Source organism: Bacillus cytotoxicus NVH 391-98, from assembly GCF_000017425.1.
Classification (GTDB): Bacteria; Bacillota; Bacilli; order Bacillales; family Bacillaceae_G; genus Bacillus_A; species Bacillus_A cytotoxicus.
In genome coordinates, this window is the sequence record NC_009674.1 from 2,880,749 (window position 1) to 2,903,787 (window position 23,039).

Annotated in this window: 25 protein-coding genes, 1 riboswitch and 1 other annotated feature; of the genes, 9 read left to right on the forward strand and 16 right to left on the reverse strand. The window is 36.9% G+C overall.

Annotated elements, in window-relative coordinates:
* Positions 1-28 precede the first annotated feature (28 nt).
* Positions 29-955, reverse strand: a complete 927-nt coding sequence (locus BCER98_RS14180; RefSeq protein WP_012095262.1) for a LacI family DNA-binding transcriptional regulator — start codon at positions 953-955, stop codon at positions 29-31.
* A 110-nt stretch (positions 956-1,065) separates the two neighbouring features.
* Complete coding sequence (locus BCER98_RS14185; RefSeq protein ID WP_012095263.1) at positions 1,066-1,542, reverse strand: GNAT family N-acetyltransferase; 477 nt, start codon at positions 1,540-1,542, stop codon at positions 1,066-1,068.
* Between the two features lie 82 nt (positions 1,543-1,624).
* On the opposite strand from BCER98_RS14185, the gene BCER98_RS14190 reads away from it, so the two are divergent.
* Positions 1,625-2,548: an alpha/beta hydrolase gene (locus BCER98_RS14190; RefSeq protein ID WP_012095264.1), complete on the forward strand. Its 924-nt coding sequence runs from the start codon at positions 1,625-1,627 to the stop codon at positions 2,546-2,548.
* A 13-nt stretch (positions 2,549-2,561) separates the two neighbouring features.
* Here BCER98_RS14190 and BCER98_RS14195 read toward each other — a convergent pair whose 3' ends face one another.
* Positions 2,562-2,807 carry a DUF2552 family protein gene (locus tag BCER98_RS14195; RefSeq protein ID WP_012095265.1) on the reverse strand — a complete coding sequence of 82 codons (246 nt, stop codon included), beginning with the start codon at positions 2,805-2,807 and terminating at the stop codon, positions 2,562-2,564.
* 101 nt (positions 2,808-2,908) lie between these two features.
* Between BCER98_RS14195 and BCER98_RS14200 the strand changes: the two genes are divergently transcribed.
* From BCER98_RS14200 to ribH, 5 genes are all read left to right on the forward strand, one after another.
* Entirely contained in the window at positions 2,909-3,151 is a 243-nt protein-coding gene (locus BCER98_RS14200; RefSeq protein ID WP_012095266.1) for a CDGSH iron-sulfur domain-containing protein, read from the forward strand.
* 177 nt (positions 3,152-3,328) lie between these two features.
* Positions 3,329-3,473, forward strand: a riboswitch (FMN riboswitch).
* Between the two features lie 291 nt (positions 3,474-3,764).
* Positions 3,765-4,877, forward strand: a complete 1,113-nt coding sequence (ribD, locus tag BCER98_RS14205; RefSeq protein ID WP_012095267.1) for a bifunctional diaminohydroxyphosphoribosylaminopyrimidine deaminase/5-amino-6-(5-phosphoribosylamino)uracil reductase RibD — start codon at positions 3,765-3,767, stop codon at positions 4,875-4,877.
* On the forward strand, positions 4,859-5,503 hold the full coding sequence (gene ribE, locus BCER98_RS14210) for a riboflavin synthase (RefSeq protein WP_012095268.1): 645 nt from the start codon (positions 4,859-4,861) through the stop codon (positions 5,501-5,503). The genes ribD and ribE overlap by 19 nt, the downstream gene beginning before the upstream one ends.
* 12 nt (positions 5,504-5,515) lie before the next feature.
* The gene (locus BCER98_RS14215; protein ID WP_012095269.1) at positions 5,516-6,709 is read left to right on the forward strand and encodes a bifunctional 3,4-dihydroxy-2-butanone-4-phosphate synthase/GTP cyclohydrolase II; all 1,194 of its coding nucleotides are present in this window, start codon (positions 5,516-5,518) and stop codon (positions 6,707-6,709) included.
* 22 nt (positions 6,710-6,731) lie between these two features.
* Positions 6,732-7,193, forward strand: a complete 462-nt coding sequence (gene ribH / locus BCER98_RS14220; RefSeq protein WP_041809990.1) for a 6,7-dimethyl-8-ribityllumazine synthase — start codon at positions 6,732-6,734, stop codon at positions 7,191-7,193.
* A gap of 51 nt (positions 7,194-7,244) precedes the next feature.
* Here the strand turns inward: ribH and BCER98_RS14225 are convergent, their stop codons facing one another.
* The 8 genes from BCER98_RS14225 to BCER98_RS14260 all read right to left on the reverse strand — a co-directional run bounded on the left by BCER98_RS14225 (position 7,245) and on the right by BCER98_RS14260 (position 14,004).
* Positions 7,245-7,565 carry a hypothetical protein gene (locus BCER98_RS14225; protein WP_012095271.1) on the reverse strand — a complete coding sequence of 107 codons (321 nt, stop codon included), beginning with the start codon at positions 7,563-7,565 and terminating at the stop codon, positions 7,245-7,247.
* Between the two features lie 176 nt (positions 7,566-7,741).
* Positions 7,742-8,740 (reverse strand): biotin synthase BioB, encoded by a 999-nt coding sequence (gene bioB / locus BCER98_RS14230; RefSeq protein ID WP_012095272.1) that lies wholly within the window; start codon positions 8,738-8,740, stop codon positions 7,742-7,744.
* Positions 8,694-9,551, reverse strand: a complete 858-nt coding sequence (gene bioC, locus BCER98_RS14235) for a malonyl-ACP O-methyltransferase BioC (RefSeq protein ID WP_012095273.1) — start codon at positions 9,549-9,551, stop codon at positions 8,694-8,696. Before bioC ends, bioB begins: the two co-directional genes overlap by 47 nt.
* On the reverse strand, positions 9,541-10,257 hold the full coding sequence (locus BCER98_RS14240) for an alpha/beta fold hydrolase (RefSeq protein WP_012095274.1): 717 nt from the start codon (positions 10,255-10,257) through the stop codon (positions 9,541-9,543). The genes bioC and BCER98_RS14240 overlap by 11 nt, the downstream gene beginning before the upstream one ends.
* Positions 10,254-11,441 carry an 8-amino-7-oxononanoate synthase gene (gene bioF, locus BCER98_RS14245; protein ID WP_012095275.1) on the reverse strand — a complete coding sequence of 396 codons (1,188 nt, stop codon included), beginning with the start codon at positions 11,439-11,441 and terminating at the stop codon, positions 10,254-10,256. The genes BCER98_RS14240 and bioF overlap by 4 nt, the downstream gene beginning before the upstream one ends.
* A complete protein-coding gene (bioD, locus tag BCER98_RS14250; protein ID WP_012095276.1) occupies positions 11,407-12,135 on the reverse strand; it encodes a dethiobiotin synthase in 729 nt (242 codons plus the stop codon). Before bioD ends, bioF begins: the two co-directional genes overlap by 35 nt.
* Complete coding sequence (bioA, locus tag BCER98_RS14255; protein WP_012095277.1) at positions 12,132-13,568, reverse strand: adenosylmethionine--8-amino-7-oxononanoate transaminase; 1,437 nt, start codon at positions 13,566-13,568, stop codon at positions 12,132-12,134. The genes bioD and bioA overlap by 4 nt, the downstream gene beginning before the upstream one ends.
* Before the next feature lie 76 nt (positions 13,569-13,644).
* A complete protein-coding gene (locus tag BCER98_RS14260) occupies positions 13,645-14,004 on the reverse strand; it encodes a hypothetical protein (protein WP_081428439.1) in 360 nt (119 codons plus the stop codon).
* A 117-nt stretch (positions 14,005-14,121) separates the two neighbouring features.
* Positions 14,122-14,342 (forward strand) — a binding site (T-box leader).
* Positions 14,343-14,593: 251 nt separating this feature from the next.
* Between BCER98_RS14260 and nhaC the strand changes: the two genes are divergently transcribed.
* Positions 14,594-15,967 (forward strand): Na+/H+ antiporter NhaC, encoded by a 1,374-nt coding sequence (gene nhaC / locus BCER98_RS14265; RefSeq protein ID WP_012095279.1) that lies wholly within the window; start codon positions 14,594-14,596, stop codon positions 15,965-15,967.
* A gap of 38 nt (positions 15,968-16,005) precedes the next feature.
* On the opposite strand, the gene cpdB is transcribed toward nhaC, so the two are convergent.
* Complete coding sequence (gene cpdB / locus BCER98_RS14270; RefSeq protein ID WP_012095280.1) at positions 16,006-18,243, reverse strand: bifunctional 2',3'-cyclic-nucleotide 2'-phosphodiesterase/3'-nucleotidase; 2,238 nt, start codon at positions 18,241-18,243, stop codon at positions 16,006-16,008.
* A gap of 262 nt (positions 18,244-18,505) precedes the next feature.
* On the opposite strand from cpdB, the gene BCER98_RS14275 reads away from it, so the two are divergent.
* Both BCER98_RS14275 and BCER98_RS14280 read left to right on the forward strand, forming a co-directional pair.
* Complete coding sequence (locus BCER98_RS14275; RefSeq protein WP_012095281.1) at positions 18,506-19,285, forward strand: GDSL-type esterase/lipase family protein; 780 nt, start codon at positions 18,506-18,508, stop codon at positions 19,283-19,285.
* A 71-nt stretch (positions 19,286-19,356) separates the two neighbouring features.
* The gene (locus BCER98_RS14280; protein WP_012095282.1) at positions 19,357-19,803 is read left to right on the forward strand and encodes a MarR family winged helix-turn-helix transcriptional regulator; all 447 of its coding nucleotides are present in this window, start codon (positions 19,357-19,359) and stop codon (positions 19,801-19,803) included.
* A 23-nt stretch (positions 19,804-19,826) separates the two neighbouring features.
* Here the strand turns inward: BCER98_RS14280 and BCER98_RS22605 are convergent, their stop codons facing one another.
* The 4 genes from BCER98_RS22605 to argB all read right to left on the reverse strand — a co-directional run bounded on the left by BCER98_RS22605 (position 19,827) and on the right by argB (position 23,035).
* Entirely contained in the window at positions 19,827-19,991 is a 165-nt protein-coding gene (locus tag BCER98_RS22605) for a hypothetical protein (protein ID WP_012095283.1), read from the reverse strand.
* 157 nt (positions 19,992-20,148) lie between these two features.
* Entirely contained in the window at positions 20,149-21,099 is a 951-nt protein-coding gene (gene argF / locus BCER98_RS14285; RefSeq protein WP_012095284.1) for an ornithine carbamoyltransferase, read from the reverse strand.
* A 12-nt stretch (positions 21,100-21,111) separates the two neighbouring features.
* A complete protein-coding gene (locus BCER98_RS14290) occupies positions 21,112-22,272 on the reverse strand; it encodes an acetylornithine transaminase (RefSeq protein ID WP_012095285.1) in 1,161 nt (386 codons plus the stop codon).
* A complete protein-coding gene (gene argB, locus BCER98_RS14295) occupies positions 22,265-23,035 on the reverse strand; it encodes an acetylglutamate kinase (protein ID WP_012095286.1) in 771 nt (256 codons plus the stop codon). The genes BCER98_RS14290 and argB overlap by 8 nt, the downstream gene beginning before the upstream one ends.
* Positions 23,036-23,039: the final 4 nt, after the last annotated feature.

Sequence of the window (23,039 nt, forward strand, 5' to 3'; positions counted from 1 at the left end):
AAAGGTGCGCTGTTCAAGCGCACCTTTTTCACTTCGTTGATTCTCTTTCTATAAATACAAACTCCGTTTCCACAACTTCATGTTTCACTTGTTTCTTCTTTATTTTTCCAACTAATTGTTGCAAGGTATGCACTACTTTTTTTTCATAACAGTTTTCTATCGTTGATAATGATGGGGTTACCCATTCTCCTTGCATACTCCCTTGAAATCCAATAACTTGTAATTCATTCGGTATATGAATGCCAAGAGAATTTGCTGCACGAATAATAGAAATGGCATCCTTATCACTTGAAGCGACAATACCGTCTACGTATGGATACTTTTGTAATACTTCTCGATATCGCTTTTCCGTATCCTCTTCTAAAGATTCCACTCGATATGGTATTTTCTCTTCCCAAACTGCATCTAAAAAGCCAGATATATGCTCCTCCATCTCTTCACGATGATCCTTTTCTCCAATATACGCTAGAAAATGGCATCCTTTTTCTTTAAGCATAGTAACGGCCTTTTTGGCACTTTGATAATATTTGGAAAGCGGCATTTTCATATCTATTACAGAAAATGGAACTGAAACTTCTCCTACTTCCTGAAAGACTTCCTCCGTCATAAGAATTCCAGCTATATGATTTCGAGATAATATATCTATATAATTTCTTTTATTTTCCACACTGCAAACAATAACTTGATACCCCTCTTGATATGCTGATTCTTCTATAAAACGAAGTAAAGTTATGTATGATGGATTTCGTAAATTCGGCACAAGTATAGCAATAATTGTTGAAGATTTTGTAAATAAAGCTTTCGCTACTGCATTAGGCCTATAGTTTAATTCTTCAATTGCTTGTTTCACTTGTTTCACTGTATCTTCATGAACATATCCTTTTTCATTCATGACTCGTGAAACGGTTGCGACTGAAACACCAGCTACTTTTGCAACATCACGTATTGTTGCCACATCGTCACCCCTTAATATGGTAATAGTTTACAACTAAAAAGTAATCTAAAAAATACATACCGTCAAGTTTGTTGTTTTATATTTCTGAAAATTGTTACATGAACGACCGTTTACAATCTATATTCGAGTTGAATTTCATGCAAAATACGAATATCATCATAGCCAAAAAACGGTATTTCTTTTTTTATTTTCCTTGCCTTCTCCACGGCATCCACGTACAAATTTGTCATGATAAAACCGCGTTTCTGATAAAATCGAAGTGCATTTGTATTATCATTTGTCGTAATTAGCCATACTTTGTTACACATGTTCTCTCGGGCTAATGTAATCACGCTTTCTACAAGTCTCGTGCCAATCCCTTTCCTTTCAGTAAAACTATCTAATGATACAATTTCACACATACTTTCTTTTAATTCAAACGTTATAATTCCTACTATTCTGTCATTTTCGATTGCAACGAATCCTGGTAATTCATCTAATTGATGGGCTCTTTCTTTGGAAACCATCATTGTGCTGCCCCAATTTTCACACATAATATTGCGAATCGTACCTCTCATCTCATCTGTAATTTTTTGTATTTGAACCATTCCCTGCTCCCACCTTTTTAAACTACTATGATACAATATAAGTGTATCATATGTAAAAGTTCTTTGGAGGATGAGGTAAGGTATGAAACGTATTTTTACAACAGTACTAACGATACTAGGTGCATTAATTGGTATGGGTATTTTTTTTACGAATAAAATCATGTATTTAAAGAAAAAAACAGACGAAGAAATTTTAGAACGCGAAACAAAAAAACACTTTCACTTAAGTGATTTTCAAGCCTTACCGAAAGAAGAAATTTGGATTCCTTCACAATTTGGATACGACATTCATGGATATTATATTCCTGCCGGTCATTCCAATCAATTTATGATTTTTTGTCACGGTGTAACAGTGAATAAAATAAATTCTATCAAATATGCAAATTTATTTTTAAAAAGAGGATATAACGTATTCATTTACGATCACCGCCGACACGGTCAATCCGGTGGTAAGACAACAAGTTATGGGTATTACGAAAAGTATGATTTAAAAGCTGTAGTGGATTGGCTGAAAACCCGCTTTGGTACAGATATTCTACTCGGTATTCATGGGGAATCAATGGGCGCTGCTACCCTTCTACAATATGCAGGAATGATCGAAGATGGTGCTGATTTTTATATCGCAGATTGTCCATTTTCTGATTTTCACGAGCAACTTCAGCATCGATTGAAAATTGAATTCCATTTACCAAAATGGCCGTTGTTACCTTTAGCAAATGCATTCTTAAAAGTTCGTGATGGCTATACGATTCGTGAAGTTTCACCAATTGATTGCATAAAAAATATAAATAATCCCGTCCTCTTTATTCATAGTAAAGAGGACGACTATATTTTATGCGACATGACAAAAGCGCTATACGACGCCAAGAATGATAATAAACAGCTCTATATTGCAGAGCATGGTGCACATGCTTGCTCTTATAATGAAAATAAACAAGAATATGAATATGCCATCGATCAATTTTTAGAAACTTATGTAAAAGAAACAAAAAACAGGCTCGCTTAAGCCTGTTTTTCTATTACTGTGCTAAAACATCTGTAATCTGTTCCATGTTTTCAGAAATCCACTTCATTGCCTCATCAAGTGTTGCAAATTCAGTTGTTTGAAACGTTACCTCATCTTGTAATAACCATACATCTTTCGCCTCTTGCCCCACACCTGCAATTGACCAATGAAGTAAACTATATGGATGATTATCATTTAAAAAAGACGCCCATGTGCGCTCATTTGCAACATTTTGTAGTGTACGTAATTGTTTATTCATACTTAGTCACCTTACTATAGTCAGTTATAAACGATATTATAACACTCTCGTCCCCTTCAGACAAAGTAAGTTTTGTATTGTCAAGTTCCTCTTGCAATTATATGATGAACTTAAGCGTTTGGAAGGAGGGAATTTGGTTGGCAAAAGTACAAATTAAAGTAAATGACAACGGCTCATTTCGCATTACAGGGGATGTGGAATTAGTCGATTCGCAAGGGAATGCTTTCCCAGCGAAACCTGCATTTTCTTTATGTCGCTGCGGTTTATCAAAAAATATGCCTTATTGCGATGCAGCACATAAGGGCAAATTTGAATCCGTTGTTCGTGCTCCAGAAACAAAATAATTTTGAAAAAGCATGCACCAATCGAGGTGCATGCTTTTTCTCACTTTAGCAAACAATTATGATTTACCCAATTCCCTTCTCCCCCAACAGTTTTCCCTTTTTTATTGTCACGCAATTCTCCATATTCGAGTATTTTTTCTATCCTTTTTTATTTTTTGTGCTATAATGTGAGCAAACAGCATCCTTCGGGGTCGGGTGAAATTCCCAACCGGCGGTGATGAAGTGCACGCTTCTAAGTCCGTGACCCGTTTTCAAAATTGAAAACGGTGGATCTAGTGAAACTCTAGAGCCGACAGTATAGTCTGGATGGGAGAAGGATATGTTTTCTAGTGCTTATATAGCGAATACACTTTTATTTTAGCATGCACATGTTTCATAATCGTATATGCTTTATTTCATATACCTATTTTTCTATGCTGAAATAAAATATGTACACTAGCATGTAAAAAAATATATTTTTGCTAGGCTTCTTTTCTATGCAAAAATATAAAACATAGCTAGGTTTCTTTCTTGTACTTTCGTATTCGTACTATATTTCTAGAAATCACGTCTCCCAAACCCCAAGGATGATATCCTTGGGGTTTTTTGATTTTTCTTAGGAGAGGTGAAAGAAATGACGGACCAAGAATATATGAAAATTGCTTTACAGCTGGCGCAAAGTACAGCGGGGCAAACGAGCCCAAATCCAATGGTCGGTGCTGTTGTTGTGAAAAATGGGAAAATCGTCGGAATGGGGGCTCATCTTCGCGCAGGTGAAGAACATGCAGAAGTTCATGCACTGCGCATGGCCGGTGCTCATGCAAAAGGGGCAACTGTATATGTCACACTTGAACCATGCAGCCACTTTGGAAAAACTCCGCCATGCTGTAACTTGCTTATTCAAAAGAAAGTCAAACGCGTTGTAATCGCTACGCTTGATTCTAATCCTCTTGTTGCTGGCAATGGCAAAAAGAAATTAGAAGAAGCTGGTATTTATGTCACAACTGGTATTTTAGAGGAAGAGGCGCGTTCCTTAAATCGATACTTTTTTCACTATATGAAAACAAAGCGTCCTTTTGTCACATTAAAAACAGCAATGAGCTTAGATGGAAAAATTGCAACTACTACCGGGGAAAGCAAATGGATTACAGGAGACGCAGCCCGCGATGATGTTCATCACTATCGACACACACACGACGCGATTCTTGTCGGAGTCAATACAATCATTGCTGATAATCCATCGTTAACTACCCGCCTTCCAAATGGGGGTAAAAATCCAATTCGGATTATTTTAGATACACATTTACGAACACCGCTCCTCTCTCATGTGGTAACAGATCGAGTAGCTCCAACATGGATTATCGTTGGAAAGAACGTTCAAAAAGACCAAATATTGCAATATGAGTCTGAACATGTATCTGTATTCCAAATGAACAGAGGTCGCATTGAAATTCAAGATCTTCTCTCTTTGCTTGGTGAAAAGCAAATTCTTTCACTCTTTGTAGAGGGAGGACAGTCTATCCATGCAAGTTTTTTAGAGGCAAATGGTTTCAATGAAATTGTAACCTATATAAGCCCAAAATTAATTGGTGGAAAAGATGCTCCTACTTGGTTTGGCGGTACTGGTTTTATACAGCTACAAGACGCACTTTCTCTGCAATTTCAAGAGATAACACAGATTGGTAATGATATAAAAGTTATTGCTAGAAAGCGAAATGAGGTGCCTTCATGTTCACAGGAATCGTAGAAGAATTAGGAACCGTTTCCACTATGAAACAAAGCGGGGACGCAATGAAACTAACAATTCAAGCACGTTTCATTTTATCGGATATCAAAATAGGAGATAGCATTGCCGTTAACGGTATCTGCTTAACTGCTACATCATTTACCGAATCTCATTTCACGGTTGATGTGATGCCTGAAACAATGAAATCAACATCACTTCGCATGCTAAAGCAACATTCTCAAGTGAATTTAGAACGTGCTATGGCAGCTAACGGACGTTTCGGTGGACATTTTGTTACAGGTCATATTGATGGAACTGGCACCATTGTAAGTAAAAAGCAACATTATAATGCCATATATTACAAAATCAAAATGCCCAACCATTTACTTCGTTATTGTTTACAAAAAGGTTCCATTGCAATTGACGGTACGAGTTTAACAATCTTTGATGTGGATGACAATTCCATTACAATTTCGCTTATTCCCCATACAGTAAGCGAATCTATTATTGGCACAAAAGAAGCTGGGGATATCGTCAATATTGAGTGTGACATGATTGGAAAATATATCGAACAGTTTATGTCACAACCAACAAAGCGGAACAATTCAGTTACAGAAAGCTTTTTACACGAAAACGGATTTCTATAAGGGGGAAGCACGATGTTTCATCGTATTGAAGAAGCACTAGAAGATTTAAAACAAGGAAAAGTCATTATTGTATGTGATGACAAAAACCGTGAAAACGAAGGTGATTTTCTCGCCTTAGCCGAGTATATTACACCGGAAACAATCAATTTTATGATTACACATGGCCGCGGTCTTGTATGCGTACCACTTCCAGAACACTATGCGAAACGTCTGCAACTAGAACCTATGGTATCTCAAAATACTGATTCTCATCATACTGCATTTACAGTTAGTATTGACCATATTTCTACAACAACAGGAATTAGTGCCCATGAACGTGCTACAACTGTGCGTGAATTATTAAATCCATCTTCTAAGGGTAGCGATTTTAATCGCCCTGGGCATATCTTTCCGCTAATTGCAAAAGATGGAGGCGTACTTCGTCGCGCTGGTCATACGGAAGCAGCAGTGGATCTTGCAAAACTATGCGGTACAGAACCAGTAGGAGTTATTTGTGAAATTATAAAGGAAGATGGCACGATGGCTCGCGTCCCTGATTTAATACAAGTTGCTAAGCAATTTGATATCAAGATGATTACAATCGAAGATTTAATTGCATATCGTCGCCATCACGAAACATTTGTGACAAAAGAAGTTGAAATTACATTACCAACTGAATTTGGTACATTCCATGCAATTGGTTACACGAATTCTCTAGATCAAAAAGAACATATCGCTCTTATAAAAGGTGATGTTTCAACAGATGAGCCTGTTCTTGTCCGCGTTCATTCTGAATGCTTAACTGGGGACGTTTTCGGCTCTTGCCGCTGTGATTGTGGACCACAACTCCATGCTGCCCTTACGCAAATTGAGCGTGAAGGTAGAGGCGTGCTTCTTTATATGAGACAAGAAGGGCGCGGCATTGGACTTCTCAATAAATTGCGCGCTTATAAATTACAAGAAGAAGGGCTAGATACAGTAGAAGCAAATGAAAAGTTAGGATTTCCAGCAGACCTTCGCGATTATGGTATTGGTGCACAAATATTAAAAGACTTAGGATTACAAAAGCTGCGCTTATTAACAAATAATCCAAGAAAAATTGCTGGCTTACAAGGGTACGAACTAGAAATTGTTGAGCGCGTACCATTGCAAATGCCAACAAAACAAGAAAATAAAACATATTTACAGACAAAAGTAACAAAATTAGGTCATTTATTAAACTTATAATCTATTTAAAGGAGAGATCATGATGGTATTCGAAGGTCATTTAGTAGGTACAGGATTAAAAATTGGAGTAGTAGTAGGACGTTTTAATGAATTTATTACAAGCAAACTTTTAGGGGGCGCATTAGACGGCTTAAAACGACATGGTGTAGAAGAAACTCATATTGATGTCGCATGGGTTCCAGGTGCATTTGAAATTCCACTCATCGCTAAAAAGATGGCAAATAGCGGTAAGTATGATGCAGTGATTACACTCGGCACTGTTATTCGCGGGGCTACATCACACTATGACTACGTTTGTAATGAAGTTGCTAAAGGCGTTGCATCTTTGTCACTACAAACAGAAATTCCCGTTATTTTTGGTGTATTAACTACTGAAACAATTGAACAAGCAATTGAACGCGCAGGGACAAAAGCTGGAAATAAAGGCTATGAATCTGCAGTTTCCGCAATTGAAATGGCTCATTTATCAAAACAATGGGCATAAAAAAGAGGCGTTTGCCTCTTTTTTATGTTTCTCAAAATGAAGTCGAATTCCTTATTTTCTTACTTTCTTTCGTACATCTCGAATTAACTCTTCCATTGTTTTCCCTTCCGTCTTAATTCGTAAATTTTGTGCTGTTTTCCAAACATTTTCTCTCTTTTTTTCTTCCTCTACAATATGTAATTCTTTTCTTACCTCTTTTAAATCTTTTCCCTCAGTTTTAATCCCATAGTGTTCTGCCTTTGTTCGAAAATGTTGTTCAATTCTTTGTTGCATTTCCTTCTGTTCAGGGGTTTGCACTGCTTTTACAGGATCTGAACTAATCGCTTTTACTAAAATAAGTGTCGTCATAATAGCCAATATATACTTGTGCATGTAAAATCCTCCAACCCAATGTAAATTCCATTTTTACTATGCACCATTTTAGATTGGAAAATTCGGCCAAACTTTTGTATTTCCAGGAGCAAATGGCTTCCAGACAACCCTATTTCCACTTTATTACATTTTAATTACAAAAACCAAGCTTGCTCTAAAAGCTTGGTTTTTCTTACTTATAACGCACATTCCTCAATTTCAAATCCTAGGTCCTGAATCATCTCCCAGTCTGCTGTTGACTCTTGACCTACTGTTGTTAAATAATCTCCAACGAAAATCGAATTGGCTGCAAATAATCCTAACGGCTGTACAGATCTTAGATTTAGTTCACGGCCTCCAGAAATTCGAATTTCTTTGGAAGGATTTACAAAACGCATCATCGCTAATATTTTTAAACATTCCACTGGCGTTAATTCTTTTCGCCCTTCAAACGGAGTGCCTTTTACAGAGACGAGAAAATTACATGGAATAGAGTCTGCATCTAGCCGTTGTAACTCAAAAGCAATTTCCACGCGCTCCTCTTTCGTTTCTCCCATTCCAAAGATTGCACCAGAACAAGGAGAAATGCCCGCTTGCTTCACTTTTTCTACCGTATCTACTCGGTCATCATACGTGTGTGTGGAGCAAATATTATCATAATGATTCGCATGTGTATTCAAGTTATGATTATAACGGTGAACCCCGGCCTCGGCTAATCGTTTTGCTTGATCCTCATTTAAAAAGCCTAAGCAACAACATATCTTTAAATCCGTTGTTTCTTTAATTTCTTTCACCGCACCAATGACATGATTTACCTCTTTGTCTGTTGGACGGCGACCAGATGCAACAATACAATATGTACCAGCTTTTCGGCGAACTGCTTCGTGTGCTCCTTCAACAATTTTTTCTTGTGTCAACCAAGCATACTTATCAATCGGTGCTTCAGAAACGATTGATTGAGAACAGTAACCACAATCTTCTGGACATAATCCCGATTTCGTATTAATAATCATATTTAATTTCACTTTTTTACCAAAATAATGATGACGAATCATATATGCAGCATTCATAATCTCTAATACTTCTGTATCATCTGCTTCTAAAATCGCTAACGCATCCTCTTTCGTTATCCTTTTTCCTTCTATCCCTTCAAACGCAATTTTCTTCCAATCTACTTTTGTTTGTATTTGTTTCATTTCTCCTCTTCCCCTCTTTTTCTATGTGCGCAAATAAAGCATGGTACGTTGCTATAATCTCCCCTTCTTTCGTAAAGTCTCTCTCATATATGCGAAGCATCGCCCGAAAGAGAGAAGGACTTTGACAATACGTATCTTCATTACTATTTGTTGCACCAACTTTGCGAATCGACTTAAAAAAGTCTCTAACATGAGTAAATTTCTCTATGTAACATGTTTCAGATACATGAACATTCCCTTTTTTTATGGAACATATATTTTGCAACTGCGCTTTTGTAAAAAGACGCTGTCCAATTGATACATGACTTTTTATATTTTTTTCTTCTTTCGCTCGTTCAAAAGCACGATGGAGTTCTTGGAACGTTCGATTTCCAAATGTTGAAAATAACAAGATGCCTTCTCCAGCTAAATGCTTATATAACTTTACAAGGGACACCTGCAAATCATTTAACCATTGAAATGTTGCATTGGAGATGATGACATCATAGAAGTCGTCTAATATAAGCTTTTCAATATCTTCACATCGAAAGGTAACTTCATCAACATGGCGTCTTTGTTTCGCAACAGCAATCATACTCTCCGCGAAGTCAATAGCTGTAATCTGTGCATTCGGAAATAAATGCACAAGCTTCTCCGTGATATATCCCGTTCCGCAGCCAAGTTCTAAAATTCGAATCGCCGCTGCTTTGCTATATCGTTTTTCCAACTGCGAAAGTAAATGACGAGCCATTTTCTTTTGTACATTGGCATATTGATCATAGGATACAGCCGCTCTATTAAATCGTTTTTGCAACAATGTTTTATTGATCATTTCGTATCCCCTCTATGAATTTATTAATTTCATTTGCGCAATATTCAAAATTCGTTATACAAATGGCATGCCCCGCTTGATGAATCACTTTAAGTGTTGCATTTGTCTTTTCTTTTATGTAATGAGCAGCAGGCAAAGGACAAATGGAATCTTGTTCTCCATGTAAAAGTAACATTGGTACATTTACATCTTTTAAGCGTTCCCTCATGTCCGCTCTCATTAAATAATCGAGCCCTGTTTGTAAAGACTCTGTCGAATCACCTTGAAATTCTTTTATCATATTTTCAAATGATTCTTTTACAGCACTCTCTTCTTCGGCAAACATACTTATATAAAAACGGCTCAATGTCTCATTCTTTCTTTTTTTTATATTCCTTTTCATTCTCTCAACAAAAGAAGGTTTCCAGCCATGTTTATACCTTTCATCTACTGTAAACTTTGCTGTACTACTTATTAAAATCATTCCCTTTGTTTTCACATTGTTACATACTTCAAGGGCAACTAACGCGCCAAGCGACCACCCGATTAAAATGACATCGTATCCTTCAGCAGCTTTTTCTACCCGCTTTGCAAATTCATTGATTTCTTTTACATCATGCCACTCAATATACTCGGCAAAACTTTCCTGCAAAAGTGAAAGGATTGGGCTCCATACTTGTTTTTCCATTCCCCATCCAGGGATAAAGATTAGCTTAAGTTGTTTCATTCCACAAACCCCTCTTCTTTTCCAATGTTCACAATTTGCCGAATCGCCCACTCTAAATCAGACTTTGTATGCTCAGATGTCACTGTAAATCGAATGCGCGAGCTATTATGCGGAACAGTTGGTGGCCGAATTGCAATCGCTACAATTCCAGCTTCTTGCACTTTTCTACTAAAGCGTATCGCCGCTTCATTCGACGTTACAATAACCGGAACAATATGTGTTGAACTATTGCCAATGTTATATCCAGCTTCTTTTAACACATTACGAAAATACGCACCGTTTTCTAAAAGTCTTTTTCGTCTTGCCTCGTCTTCTTTCACAATAGCAATTGCACACTGTATAGTGGCAAGTACCCCTGGTGGCAATGCCGTTGTAAAAATAAAACTTCTCATCTTGTTTCTCATATAATCAATGCAAACTTCATTTCCTGCTAAATAAGCCCCATAACACCCTAACGCTTTACTAAATGTACCCATATGAATATCAATTTTTTTAGAAAGCTCTGGCTCCACATGCGCAATTCCAGCACCGCGTTCCCCGTATATGCCACTGGCATGTGCTTCATCAATCATAAGAAGTGCTCCATATTTCTCTTTCAATGCAATCAATTCTTTTAAATGAGCAACATCTCCCTCCATACTAAACACCGTATCTGTTACAATTAACTTTCTCTTTTCAGAAGGTGTTGTTTGTAGTAGCTGCTCCAAGTGATGTAAATCATTATGACGATATCGTTTCTGCTTTGCACCGCTCAGTTTCACTCCGTCAACAATACTAGCATGATTTAATTTATCACTGAAAATGACATCATGGCGTCCCATTAGAGAAGAAATGGCTCCAACATTCGCTGTATATCCACTGTTCACAATCATCGCTTTCTCTGTATGCTTCCAATCGCAAATACTCTTTTCTACCTCTTCATAAAGGGAATAGTTTCCTACCACAAGCCGTGATGCCGTCGCTCCTACTCCATATGTCCTTATCGCTTCAATAGCCGCTTCTTTTAACCGACTATCCCCCGCTAAACCGAGATAATTATTCGATGCCAAATTCAGCATACGCGCTCCGTTCCGAATCAGCCACGGTTCTTCAGCTTGATTCGTTACCACTACTTCACGGTATTGTGACTTTTCTTTTAGACGATTTAAACTAGCGTAAAAGTGTAAATTCCATGCTTGTTCCATTTTTCATATACTCCTCTAAATATGAAATCTGAATACTCTCTTCTGCTGCTTTTATTAGTTCATCGCGCGTATATTCTTCCCGAATCTTTGGAAATAAACCGAAAACTGGCACATCACTTAACTCTTCAATCATTTTTTTATTTTCTTGTACACGTTCTTTCTCATCTTCTTTACAGCCCGATAAAATAACACCTGCAACTTGCAAACCTTTTGCTTTCGCATATGAGATTGTTAAAACAGTATGATTGACAGTACCTAATGTGGGACGCGCAACAATGATAAGCGGTAATTTTAATTGCTTAGCAAAATCAACAACGAGTGCATCTTCTGTATAAGGAACAGCAAGTCCCCCTGCCCCTTCTACTAATAAACTATCAAACTCTGCCATTAGCTCATTATAATAAGAAGTAATATCCGCCAATGTTACCGTTCTTCCTGCACGCTGCATTGCCAATCTTGGAGCAAGCGGTTCTTCAACCGAATACGGACAAATTTTATCCACTGCTGTTTCTACTCCTGATGCCATCTTTAATCTAGCTGCATCACCTTCTGGGTGAGAAGCGCTATGACCACTTTGCAACGGTTTATATACTCCTATATGATGTCCAAGCTTTCTAAGTCCCCCCGCTATTGCACCTGTAACAACTGTTTTTCCTACTTCGGTATCCGTTGCTGTAATAAAAAAGCCACTCATGATTTCCCCTCCGTAATATCTGCAATTGCTTGATATAAAATGCGTAACATTTCATCTAGTTCATCTATTTGAGATGCTAACGGAGGCATGAATACAATTGTGTTACCAAGAGGGCGCAATATCATCCCAAGCTCTCTTGATCGTTTACATACTTCTACTCCTACCCGCTCTGTCCATTCAAACGGCTCTTTTGTTTCCCTATTTGCAACAAGTTCTATCCCAATCATCAAGCCACGTTGGCGAATATCACCAACATGTTTATACTCATAAAGCGCTGCCAATTTATTTGCTACATAATCTGCCTTTTTTACAACGTTTTGTACTACATTTGTTTTTTCATAAAGTTCTAGATTTGCAATCGCTACTGCACAACCTAGTGGATTTCCTGTATAACTATGGCCATGAAAAAAGGTTTTCTGTTCTGCGTAGTCACCTAAAAAAGCATTGTAAACCTCATCTGTTGTTACGGTAATCGCTACCGGTAAATATCCACCAGTTAATCCTTTTCCAGCTGTTAATATATCCGGCGTCACTCCCTCATGCTCGCAGGCGAACATTTTTCCTGTACGGCCAAATCCTGTTGCTACTTCATCTGTAATAAATAAAATATGATACTTTGTACATAAATCACGAAGCCCTTTCAAATACCCTTTTGGCATTGTAATCATACCGCCAGCCCCTTGTATTAAAGGCTCTACAATCAGTGCTGCAATTTCTTCATGTTTCTGTTTCAATAATTCCTCCATTTCTTCCAAATGCTTTTGAACGATTTCCTCCTCGTTATTACCATAAGGAGAACGATATGTAGACGGATAAGGCATTTTGATTGCATGAAATAAAAGAGAGCGATACACTTGGTGAAACAAGTCGATTGCTCCTACAGAAACAGCACCAATCGTATCACCATGATATGCTTCTTTTAATGTAATAAACTTTTGTTTTTTAGGTTTCCCTTTATGTTGCCAATATTGAAACGCCATTTTAATTGCAATCTCAACAGCTGTCGAACCTGAATCTGAATAAAATACCTTTTTTAACCCTTTTGGAACAACTTCAATAACCTTTTCTGCAAGTAAAATAGACGGTACATTTGCAAGCCCTAACATAGTAGAATGAGCGATCTTATTTAATTGCTCACGAATTGCTTCATCCAATTCTGGAACGTGATGTCCATGTACATTAAGCCAAATGGAAGAAACTCCATCCCAGTAAGCGTTACCATGCACATCATACAATTTACGCCCTTCACCTCTTTCAATAATAACTGGATCTTCTGCTATATAATCCTTCATTTGTGTAAATGGGTGCCATACATACGCTTTATTCTTTTCCGCTAATTCTTCATATGTATACGGTATTTTTTCTCGTGTACGACTACTTACTGTCATAATTGTCACCCCTAATGTTAACTTATTTACAAATAAAGTTAACATTAAAGAGAAATCTCTGTCAATTCCTTTTCAATGATTCGTTCTTAAAAAAGAACGACTTATCCTATGATAAGTCGTTTCATCTTCCATGCTGGATCTTACCGATTTCCAGAATAATTTCCTCATCTTTCTTTCCTTCCGTATCAATTCCAAGCTGTTTTGCATGCTCGATTAATAACTCATGTCTCTTTTCATATCTTGCTTTACTTAATTCTTCTTGAATTTCCTGCTCACTCTTCCCTTCAACTGATACCCCTAATTTCTCAGCAATTTTTCCTCTATTTTCCTTCTGATTTCCTTTCGTTTCTATGCTCTTTTGTTTCGTTTGATCTGGCGTCGCAGCAAAAGCTGTGTAAATTCCTGCACTTCCAACTAAAATAAATAAGGCTGTAAAAAGAAATAGTTTTTTCTTCATTTCTCTCCTCCTCTCGAAATTCATTATAACGAACAAATTCATCATAATAAAACTTTCTCCTTTATTTTCTATAAAAAATAATCCCTATTTTTATTGACATACAAGATCTATATGTGTTAAAAATTTAACTAACATCATATGAATTCGGCGTTGATAGGACTTAGTAGTATTTCGTTTCTTGATTACAGAGAGCTAGTGGTCGGTGCAAACTAGTACAGAGCGAATTATGAATTACCCCCTGGAGCTTCTTTTACGAAACATTTGGAGTAGTAAAAGACGGTAAATAGACCGTTACTTCTACAGAGTGGTGAAATAAATCATTTCACAATTTAGGGTGGTACCGCGAGTTTTTCGTCCCTGCATATTTTGCAGGGGCGTTTTTTATTTTTGATGGTGCGTTTTTCTCCCTTATTTTGTGTTATCTTTTTTTCACAAGCTAGGGTGGTACCGCGAGTTTTTTTCGTCCCTGCATATTTTGCAGGGGCGTTTTTTTATGCTATCAAACACTCACTCGGTATTTGTCAAAAAATTCTAATATTTTAGAAGGAAATATATAATATTGGCGAATTTTAATTAAAAAAGAATGTTTTTCATTTATTAGGAGGGGCAAACAATGGTTTCAAAAATTGAATCAGTTCTTTTAACAGTTCTAATCTTTTTTTGTATCGGTTTTAGCGTTATTAGACTAGAGACATCACCACATATTCCTATTTTATTTGGCATTATTGTGTTATTAGCGTTCGGATTTATGAAAAAGATTTCGTGGTCTACTATGGAAAAAGGTATGATAAGTAGTATTTCAGCGGGCATTCCATCTATTTTTATTTTCTTACTCGTTGGTGTTTTAATTAGCGTTTGGATTGCAGCTGGAACAATTCCAACATTAATGGTATACGGATTTGGACTCGTATCACCTAAGGTCTTCATCCCAACGGTATTTGTCGTTTGTGCAATTGTTGGAACAAGTATTGGTAGTGCTTTTACAACAGCCGCAACAGTCGGACTTGCATTTATGGGAATGGGTACTGCTCTTGGCTATGACGCAGCACTGATCGCAGGAGCAATTATTTCTGGAGCTTTCTTCGGTGATAAAATGTCACCTTTATCAGACACAACAAATTTAGCTCCAGCTGTAACTGGGGTAGACTTATTCGAGCATATTCGCAACATGCTTTGGACGACAATTCCTGCTTTTATCATTGCCTTTATCGCCTTCTTTATTTTAGGAAAAGGCTCTGCAGGAGATGTTGATTTTTCTAACTTTATAAATGTTCTAGAGAAAAATACAACCATTTCAATTGTGACACTTATTCCTATTTTGTTGCTCTTCATATTTGCTTTTAAAAGGGTACCGGCCGTTCCAACATTACTTGCTGGTATTGTCGCAGGTATTATCATTCTCTTTCTTTTCAAACCAAGTACCTCACTTGCTGATTTAATGAAAATTATGCAAGAAGGTTATGTTTCTAAGACGGGAATAAAAGACATTGACAGCTTATTATCCCGCGGTGGTTTACAAAGTATGATGATGTCCATTGCCCTTATTTTTCTAGCTCTTTCTATGGGCGGCTTACTACAAGGTATGGGCATTATTACACAATTAATGAACATGATTTCTCATTTCGTCAAAACGAGTACACGTTTAATTATTTCTACTGCTTCAACAGCAATCGGCGTCAATTTCTTACTCGGTGAACAATATTTATCCATCGTTTTAACAGGCCAAGCATTTGCTAATAAATATGATGAAGTAGGCTTAAAGCGTCGCAATTTATCAAGGGTGTTAGAAGATGCTGGTACAGTTATTAATCCGCTTGTACCTTGGGGCGTAAGTGGTGTATTCTTGGCAAATGTGCTCAGCGTTCCCACAATAGATTACGTTCCATACTCCATCTTCTGCCTAGCATGTCCAATTATCACGATTATCGTTGGCTTTACAGGATTGGGTCTTTCTTGGAAGAAAGAAAAATCTGTGACAATTTCTTAAGTAAAAAGAGGATTACCACGTCGGTAACCCTCTTTTACTTATCTATTTGCTTTCTTTCTTCTAAATAACATGAACATACCTGCTCCAATAAAAGCAAGTCCTGCCCCAATTGTTGAAAAAACATTTGCTCCCGTTTTTGGAAGATCTCGTTCTATTTTATTTGTTTCTTTATCTTCGCTTACATTTGTAGTTGTTACATCTTCATTTTTATTGATAGCGTCTGCTGTCGCCTGATCTCCATTATTTCCTTCATCTGCTACTGGTGGTACCGGCTTCTCTTCTTTATTTCCTTCATCCGCTACTGGTGGTACCGGCTTCTCTTCTTCCTTCTTGTTCGTTAAGTCAATTGCATATTTTGCAAATTCATTTTCCGATGGACCAACATAAGAAATGTTTCCATCTTTCGTAATATACTTTTGTGCATTTGGCGAAGAATCAAATGTAATATTTAACTTTTCAGCATTGATTGGCTTAAATGACCAGTTTTGATCTGCCGCTGGATTAATAACTGGCGTCTCTTGCATATATTTCACAATAATTTGACGCGTTTCATCTTGTGATTGATACACCACTTCCCCTTTATTTACACCAGGGAATGTTTGACTGCTACCACGATAGTTATTTGTAGCAACAATAAATTCTTGTTCATCTGTTACCGGTTTTCCGTCATATGTCATATTGATAATGCGATTTGCAGTTGGATGTACCACTTTTCCGTCTTTATCGTACTTCGCTGGTTGTGTAACATCAATTTCATATTTCAGGCCATCTAAAATATCAAAATTATATGTAGGATAGCTTACATTAACAAGTGATTGTTCTTCAGATTTAGCTGGGTCAATTTGATTAAACTGCCCTGCCGACATTTCAAGCCATTCTTTTACTTGTGCACCATTTACTTTCACAGCATATAACGTATTCGGATATACATATAAATCGGCTACGTTTTTAATAGCTAGAGTACCCGCTGGAATATCTGTATAATATGTCGCACCATTTCTTCCCCCTGCCTTAAATGGTGCACCTGCCGATAATATAGGAATGCCTTTATACTTGCTATATTGTCCATTTTCAGCAAACAACTTTTCTACATACCATTTCTGCGCCTGTGTCACAAGTTGGACCGATGGATCGTCTTGCACAAGTGAAAAATAACTATTAATTGGCGCTGTTGTTTTCCCAACAGGTGTATTAACATATTGAATCGTCGCTTCGTGTTCCTCCTTAATCTCGTCAACTAACCTTTGGTCAGATTTAACTAATGCGTTTCCTTTACTATCTGCAATAGCGCGAACTGTTGGAACAGATTTATCCTTTTGAACTTGCCACTTACCATCTACTTTTTTCAGCTGCATATCAATAACGCCTAAGTTGCTACCGAACACACCTGGCATTACAACAGGTACACCGTTAAATGTATCTGTGACTACTGTATGTGAGTGTCCCATCAACACTGCATCAACACCAGGAACTTCTGTTAAATAAAATGAAGCGTTTTCCATCCCTGTATTGTAACCGCTTTTATCCACACCAGAGTGCGCTAGCGCAACGATAATATCTGCACCTTCTGCTTTCATTTTTGGAACCATTTTCTTAGCTGTTTGGACGATATCTTTCGCTTTTACTTTTCCTTCTAAATTCGCCTTATCCCAGTTCATAATTTGTGGTGGTACAAATCCCATTACCCCAATCTTCACCTTATGCTTTTGACCGGATTCATCTTCTACTTCTTTTTCAAAAATATGATATGGCTTAAAGTAATTTTCATCATTTTCTTCATTATCATCATGGTCATCTTTATACACATTTGAATTCACAACTGGAAATTCAGTCTTACTAATTGCTTTCTTTAAATAATCTAAGCCATAGTTAAACTCATGATTTCCTAAAGAAATGACGTCATACTTCATTAAATTCATTACACGATATAATGGATGTATATAATTCCCATCCAACCCTTTTTGCGCTACATAGTCCCCAAGCGGTGTTCCTTGTATCGCATCTCCGTCATCAAATAAAACAGAGTTTTTTACTTCTTCACGCGCTTGATTGACAAGTGTTGCCGTTTGAACAAGCCCTACTTTATTATCTGTTTTCGTTTGATAATAATCATAATTCATTAAGTTCACATGAATATCAGATGTTTCTAAAATTCGTAAATGAACTGTGCTCTCCTCTGTCTGTCCTTCCGCATGAGCAGTGGTTGGTACTACTTGCGGGGCTATAACACCTAATGCAAGCGTTGCTCCAGCTAACACCTTCTTTGATTTTTTCACAAAAAATCCCCCTTATAAAATTGTCCCAAATACAATAAGCTTGTAATACCTTTCTCTCTTTTTTCTTCTTAATAGAGCGATATGTCGTCACTTATCTGACATTATCATATCGAACATACTTTCATATCGTCAATAATTTTTGACATACTTCTACAAATTTTCTGGAAAGTTATTGTAAACTTTTCAGAAAAATATAATATATCCTTCCATTGCTTATACTGTTCAATATGATACAATTACCAATTACAAGGAGGATAAATTTATGAAAAAAGTCATCTTCATTATTGTTTGTCTCCTCCTTCTAATCATTTCTTATTCATACTTTGAAAAGAACGATGAGACAATTCAAAAGGAAAATGGAGGAAAAACAACAGAAACATCTCCCCCTCATTGGATTGATAAACAAACAAATGATTCATTTTATCATCTTGTACTAGGCGACTCGCTTGCCAAAGGATATGGTTCTACTCAAGGAGGATTTGCAGAATTGGCTTCCAAACAAATTGAAGAACAAATCCATAAGCCGATCCATGTAGAAAACCTTGGTGTAAACGGTCTTACAACAGATCGTCTCATCAAAAAGATGCAGTCAGAAAATGTACAGCAAAAAATGAAAGAAGCACATATAATTACGATTAATATTGGAGGAAATAATTTATTTCGTCTCAAGCGCGATGTAGGTGTTATAGATGGTATAAAAATGTTAAACAGAGAAAAAGCACGGTTTGAAGCGGATGTAAAAACAATTGTGAAGACAGTTCGATCGCTGAATCCAAATGCTTTACTCATTCTCTCTGAACTCTACAACCCTTTGCAACTTGACGATTCTATCGCCTCGTATGCAGATATGTTTTTAGATGGTTGGAATGATTCTGTTTACTCCATTTCAAAATCGAATCCACCGTCCATTGTTGTACCGATTCGAAAGTTAATATCAAATGATAAAAAAGAATTGCTCTATGATCAAGTACATCCAAATGACAAAGGCTATGAAGTTATCGCAAATATATTTACAAAGCAAGTATTGTCCTATAAATATTAAGGTAGCTCCAAACAATCCTATTTTTATACGATACCTTTTTTGTTACAATAATCATGGAAGGAGGCCTTTATATGGAATCACGCGAGTGGGAACGTATTGTTGATCATCTTCTTTCGTTAGTGCCTCTTTTTTATCGCAAATTTATGCTTCCTGGAGAATTTCCTTCTCAAAGGCACATGCCAGCATCTCATACACAGGTGTTATTGCTATTACATGAACACGGTACATTAACAGTATCAGAAATTGGAAAGCGTTTAGCGATTTCAAGGCCCAATATGACACCTCTATTAAATAAATTAATTCAAGAGGAATTGATAGAGCGTCATTATAGCGAAAAAGATCGACGGGTCATATTAATTTCTCTTACATCTGAAGGGAAATTAATGGTAAGTCAATATCAGCAATTTATTTTAAACAAACTAAAAGAAAATTTTCAAACATTATCTAAAGAAGAGCGCGACCAACTCATTCACTCTCTTCAAACGATTCAAAATTTAATTTTGAAAACAAATGTATAAAGCTGCTTCAGAAAGAAGCAGCTTTATGATTCATAATAGTTACCATAATATACATTTGAATATGGCCAAGTTGTTAAATACGGCCTTAGTTCCTGAGAAGGCTGTTCATACTGATACGGTAGCTGCCTTATAAAAGCGGGATAATAATATACATATGAATCGATTGGATTCCCATAGTAATCGTACATCTAATCCCCTCCTTTTCTTACACATATTCACATTGGAAAATGAATGTGACACTCTTTCGAACAAAACGAGCTTACATGTTTTGTTCCTTATTTGTTCGATTATTTCCCCTTTAACATACTTTATATTTTTTTAAAATGACACAAAAACCCTCCCATGCTAGGAAGGTTCTTTCATGTTCTCGAATATACTTACTAGTAAAGCCTTCTGAGCATGCAAACGATTCTCCGCTTGCGTAAAAACAATCGAGTGCATACCATCGATGATTTCACTCGTCACTTCTTCCCCGCGGTGTGCAGGTAAACAATGTAAAAAACGATATGTCTTCTTTGCATATTGGACAAGTTCACAATTGATTTGAAATGGCTGAAATATTACCTTTTTTTCTTGAGCGCCTTCTTGCCCCATACTCATCCAAACATCAGTATAAACAAAATCAGCTTCTGCTACTGCTAGCTGTGGGGCATGGAAAAATTCAAGTTTTGCTCCAGTCTCTTCAGCAATTTCTAATGCTTTTTGTATCATTCTCCCGTTTGGCTCATAACCTCTTGGTGTTGCGACTGCCATATCCATTCCTACTTTTGCACTCGCTACTAATAAAGAATGGCATACGTTATTTCCATCACCTATATAAGCTAGTTTTATGCCTTTAAATGTACGAACTTCTTCATAAATTGTCATTAAGTCGGCCAGTGCTTGACATGGATGGTGGTCATCTGTTAATCCATTAATAACAGGAATGTTAGCCTTTTTTGCAAGTTCTTCAACATCTGCATGTGAAAAGGTACGAATCATAATCCCATCAATATATTTTGATAAAACTTTTGCCGTATCAGCAATACTTTCCCCTCGTCCAAGTTGCATGTCTTTCCCACTTAAAAACATTCCATGTCCACCGAGTTGCATCATTCCTGCTTCAAAGGAGACACGTGTACGTGTAGACTGTTTATCAAAAATGAGCCCTAATATTTTTCCCTTTAAAAAAGGTTCATGTTTATTCTTTTTTAAATATATGGCAAACTTAATTACAGAAATGATTTCTTCTTGCGTTAATTCTTCCAAAGTTAATACATGTTTCGTTTGTAATTTCGGCACTTGTACAATTGACATCGTATTTCCCCCTTATATAGATGGTAATATTTTTGTACAGATTACTTTTTTGATCATGTATATGGCTTGTTCTAACTCTTCCTTTGTAACAATGAGTGGTGGTAATAGCCGTAACACATTGGAACCAGCTTGCAGTGCAAGAAGTCCTTCTTTTTCTAATTGCTCAATATAAGATGAGACATTCTTTTTACAAGAAGTCCCAACCATAAGTCCTCGCCCGCGAATAGCACAAATGTCTTCAACGTGTAACAACTCTTGTTTCAACCTTTGCAAGAAATACGCGCCTTTTTCTTTGACCTCTTGTAAAAATGATGGTTGTTTTGCAAGTTGTAATACTGCTTTGGTAGCAGCCATTGCAATATAATTCCCGCCAAATGTTGAACCATGTGTTCCTGCTGTAAAAGCCACCGCTAACTCTTCTCTTCCTATCATGGCCCCAACTGGAATTCCATTTCCTAATGCTTTTGCCACTGTTACAATATCAGGAGATAGACCTGTCTGTTCATAAGCGAACAATGTACCTGTTCTCCCTATTCCCGTCTGTACCTCATCAATAATACAAAGCGCTCCATATTCTTTACATAACTTTTCAATTTCTTGCAAGAAGTCGCAATGAGCCAGTAAAACACCACCTTCTCCTTGAACAATTTCAACCAAAATTGCGGCTACATCTTGATTCATCGCTTCTCTAAGAGCAGCTATATCATTGAAAGGAAGATGTAAAAATGATGGAAGAAGTGGTCCAAATCCTTCTTTTACCTTTTCTTGTCCTGTTGCACTCATCGTTCCAAATGTTCGACCATGAAAAGACTGCTGAAATGTTAAAACAAGAGATTTCCCTGTATATTTACGCGCAATTTTCAATGCTGCTTCATTCGCCTCAGCACCGCTATTACAGAAAAATACATATTTTAATTCTCTATCTTCCGTTAACAATCTTGCTACATCTTCTTGAATAGAATGCGAGAAAAGATTAGATATGTGCCACATTTCGTGTAGTTGTTTCGTTACATTTTCGATAAGATTTGGGTGACAATGTCCTAAATTGCAGACGGCAATTCCAGACGTAAAATCTAAGTATTCTTTTCCGCTTCTGTCCATTACTTTCGTACCAATTCCTTTTACTATTTCTATTTCACGCCTTATATATGTCGGAAAAATCAAACTATTCATACTGCAACCTCCCCCTTGTTACTGTTGTTCCAATCCATTCACCGGTTAATCCAATAAAATTTTTTGTACCATTGACAATGCTTACACTTTGAATCCCCATTCTTAACGCAACAAGTGCAGCCTGTACTTTTGGAATCATTCCACCTGTAATAATCTCTTTCTCTATCATGTCAAGAATTTCTATCTCATCTGTTTTCTTAACTAATTTCCCTTCGTACAGTAATCCATCAACATCTGTTATAAAAATAAGTTCTTTTACTCTAAGTGCCGCTGCAATTCCAGCAGCTGCTATATCTGCATTTATGTTGTACACTTGCTCCTCCCCTATCCCTATCGGAGCAATAATTGGAATATAATTCAAATTAAGCACTCCTTCTAGCAAGGAACTCTCAACTTTACTCACTTCTCCCACATAACCAATCTTCTTATTCAGTGGCTTCGCCTGAAGCAACTTTCCATCGCAACCAGAAATTCCAATTGCAGGTAATCCATACCTTTGAAAATTCTGTACTAAATTTTTATTTGTACTGCCGCATAAAACCATTTGAACCACTTCCATAACTTCTTGTGAAGTTACTCGTAAACCGTGTTTCTTTTCAATTGGAATTTGAAGTTTTTTTAATATTTTATCAATATCAGGTCCTCCGCCATGAACAATAACAATGCGATACTTTCTTTTCAATTTCTCTATACAATGAAAAAAGGTGCTATCCAAACGTTCTAACATACTTCCACCGCATTTTATTACAATGCACTCGTTCATCTTT

Excerpts from the sequence above, each read along its gene's own strand:
- BCER98_RS14225 (WP_012095271.1), bottom strand. The coding sequence starts at position 7,565 with ATGCACAAGTATATATTGGCTATTATGACGACACTTATTTTAGTAAAA.
- BCER98_RS14215 (WP_012095269.1), top strand. The coding sequence starts at position 5,516 with ATGTTTCATCGTATTGAAGAAGCACTAGAAGATTTAAAACAAGGAAAA.
- bioC (WP_012095273.1), bottom strand. The coding sequence starts at position 9,551 with ATGATCAATAAAACATTGTTGCAAAAACGATTTAATAGAGCGGCTGTA.
- BCER98_RS14195 (WP_012095265.1), bottom strand. The coding sequence starts at position 2,807 with ATGAATAAACAATTACGTACACTACAAAATGTTGCAAATGAGCGCACA.
- bioA (WP_012095277.1), bottom strand. The coding sequence starts at position 13,568 with ATGTTAACTTTATTTGTAAATAAGTTAACATTAGGGGTGACAATTATG.
- ribE (WP_012095268.1), top strand. The coding sequence starts at position 4,859 with ATGTTCACAGGAATCGTAGAAGAATTAGGAACCGTTTCCACTATGAAA.
- ribD (WP_012095267.1), top strand. The coding sequence starts at position 3,765 with ATGACGGACCAAGAATATATGAAAATTGCTTTACAGCTGGCGCAAAGT.
- bioD (WP_012095276.1), bottom strand. The coding sequence starts at position 12,135 with ATGAGTGGCTTTTTTATTACAGCAACGGATACCGAAGTAGGAAAAACA.
- nhaC (WP_012095279.1), top strand. The coding sequence starts at position 14,594 with ATGGTTTCAAAAATTGAATCAGTTCTTTTAACAGTTCTAATCTTTTTT.
- BCER98_RS14200 (WP_012095266.1), top strand. The coding sequence starts at position 2,909 with ATGATGAACTTAAGCGTTTGGAAGGAGGGAATTTGGTTGGCAAAAGTA.
- BCER98_RS14290 (WP_012095285.1), bottom strand. The coding sequence starts at position 22,272 with ATGAATAGTTTGATTTTTCCGACATATATAAGGCGTGAAATAGAAATA.
- BCER98_RS14190 (WP_012095264.1), top strand. The coding sequence starts at position 1,625 with ATGAAACGTATTTTTACAACAGTACTAACGATACTAGGTGCATTAATT.
- ribH (WP_041809990.1), top strand. The coding sequence starts at position 6,732 with ATGGTATTCGAAGGTCATTTAGTAGGTACAGGATTAAAAATTGGAGTA.
- BCER98_RS14280 (WP_012095282.1), top strand. The coding sequence starts at position 19,357 with ATGGAATCACGCGAGTGGGAACGTATTGTTGATCATCTTCTTTCGTTA.
- argF (WP_012095284.1), bottom strand. The coding sequence starts at position 21,099 with ATGTCAATTGTACAAGTGCCGAAATTACAAACGAAACATGTATTAACT.
- BCER98_RS14185 (WP_012095263.1), bottom strand. The coding sequence starts at position 1,542 with ATGGTTCAAATACAAAAAATTACAGATGAGATGAGAGGTACGATTCGC.
- bioB (WP_012095272.1), bottom strand. The coding sequence starts at position 8,740 with ATGAAACAAATACAAACAAAAGTAGATTGGAAGAAAATTGCGTTTGAA.
- BCER98_RS14240 (WP_012095274.1), bottom strand. The coding sequence starts at position 10,257 with ATGAAACAACTTAAGCTAATCTTTATCCCTGGATGGGGAATGGAAAAA.
- argB (WP_012095286.1), bottom strand. The coding sequence starts at position 23,035 with ATGAACGAGTGCATTGTAATAAAATGCGGTGGAAGTATGTTAGAACGT.
- BCER98_RS14275 (WP_012095281.1), top strand. The coding sequence starts at position 18,506 with ATGAAAAAAGTCATCTTCATTATTGTTTGTCTCCTCCTTCTAATCATT.
- BCER98_RS14260 (WP_081428439.1), bottom strand. The coding sequence starts at position 14,004 with ATGAATTTCGAGAGGAGGAGAGAAATGAAGAAAAAACTATTTCTTTTT.
- bioF (WP_012095275.1), bottom strand. The coding sequence starts at position 11,441 with ATGGAACAAGCATGGAATTTACACTTTTACGCTAGTTTAAATCGTCTA.
- BCER98_RS22605 (WP_012095283.1), bottom strand. The coding sequence starts at position 19,991 with ATGTACGATTACTATGGGAATCCAATCGATTCATATGTATATTATTAT.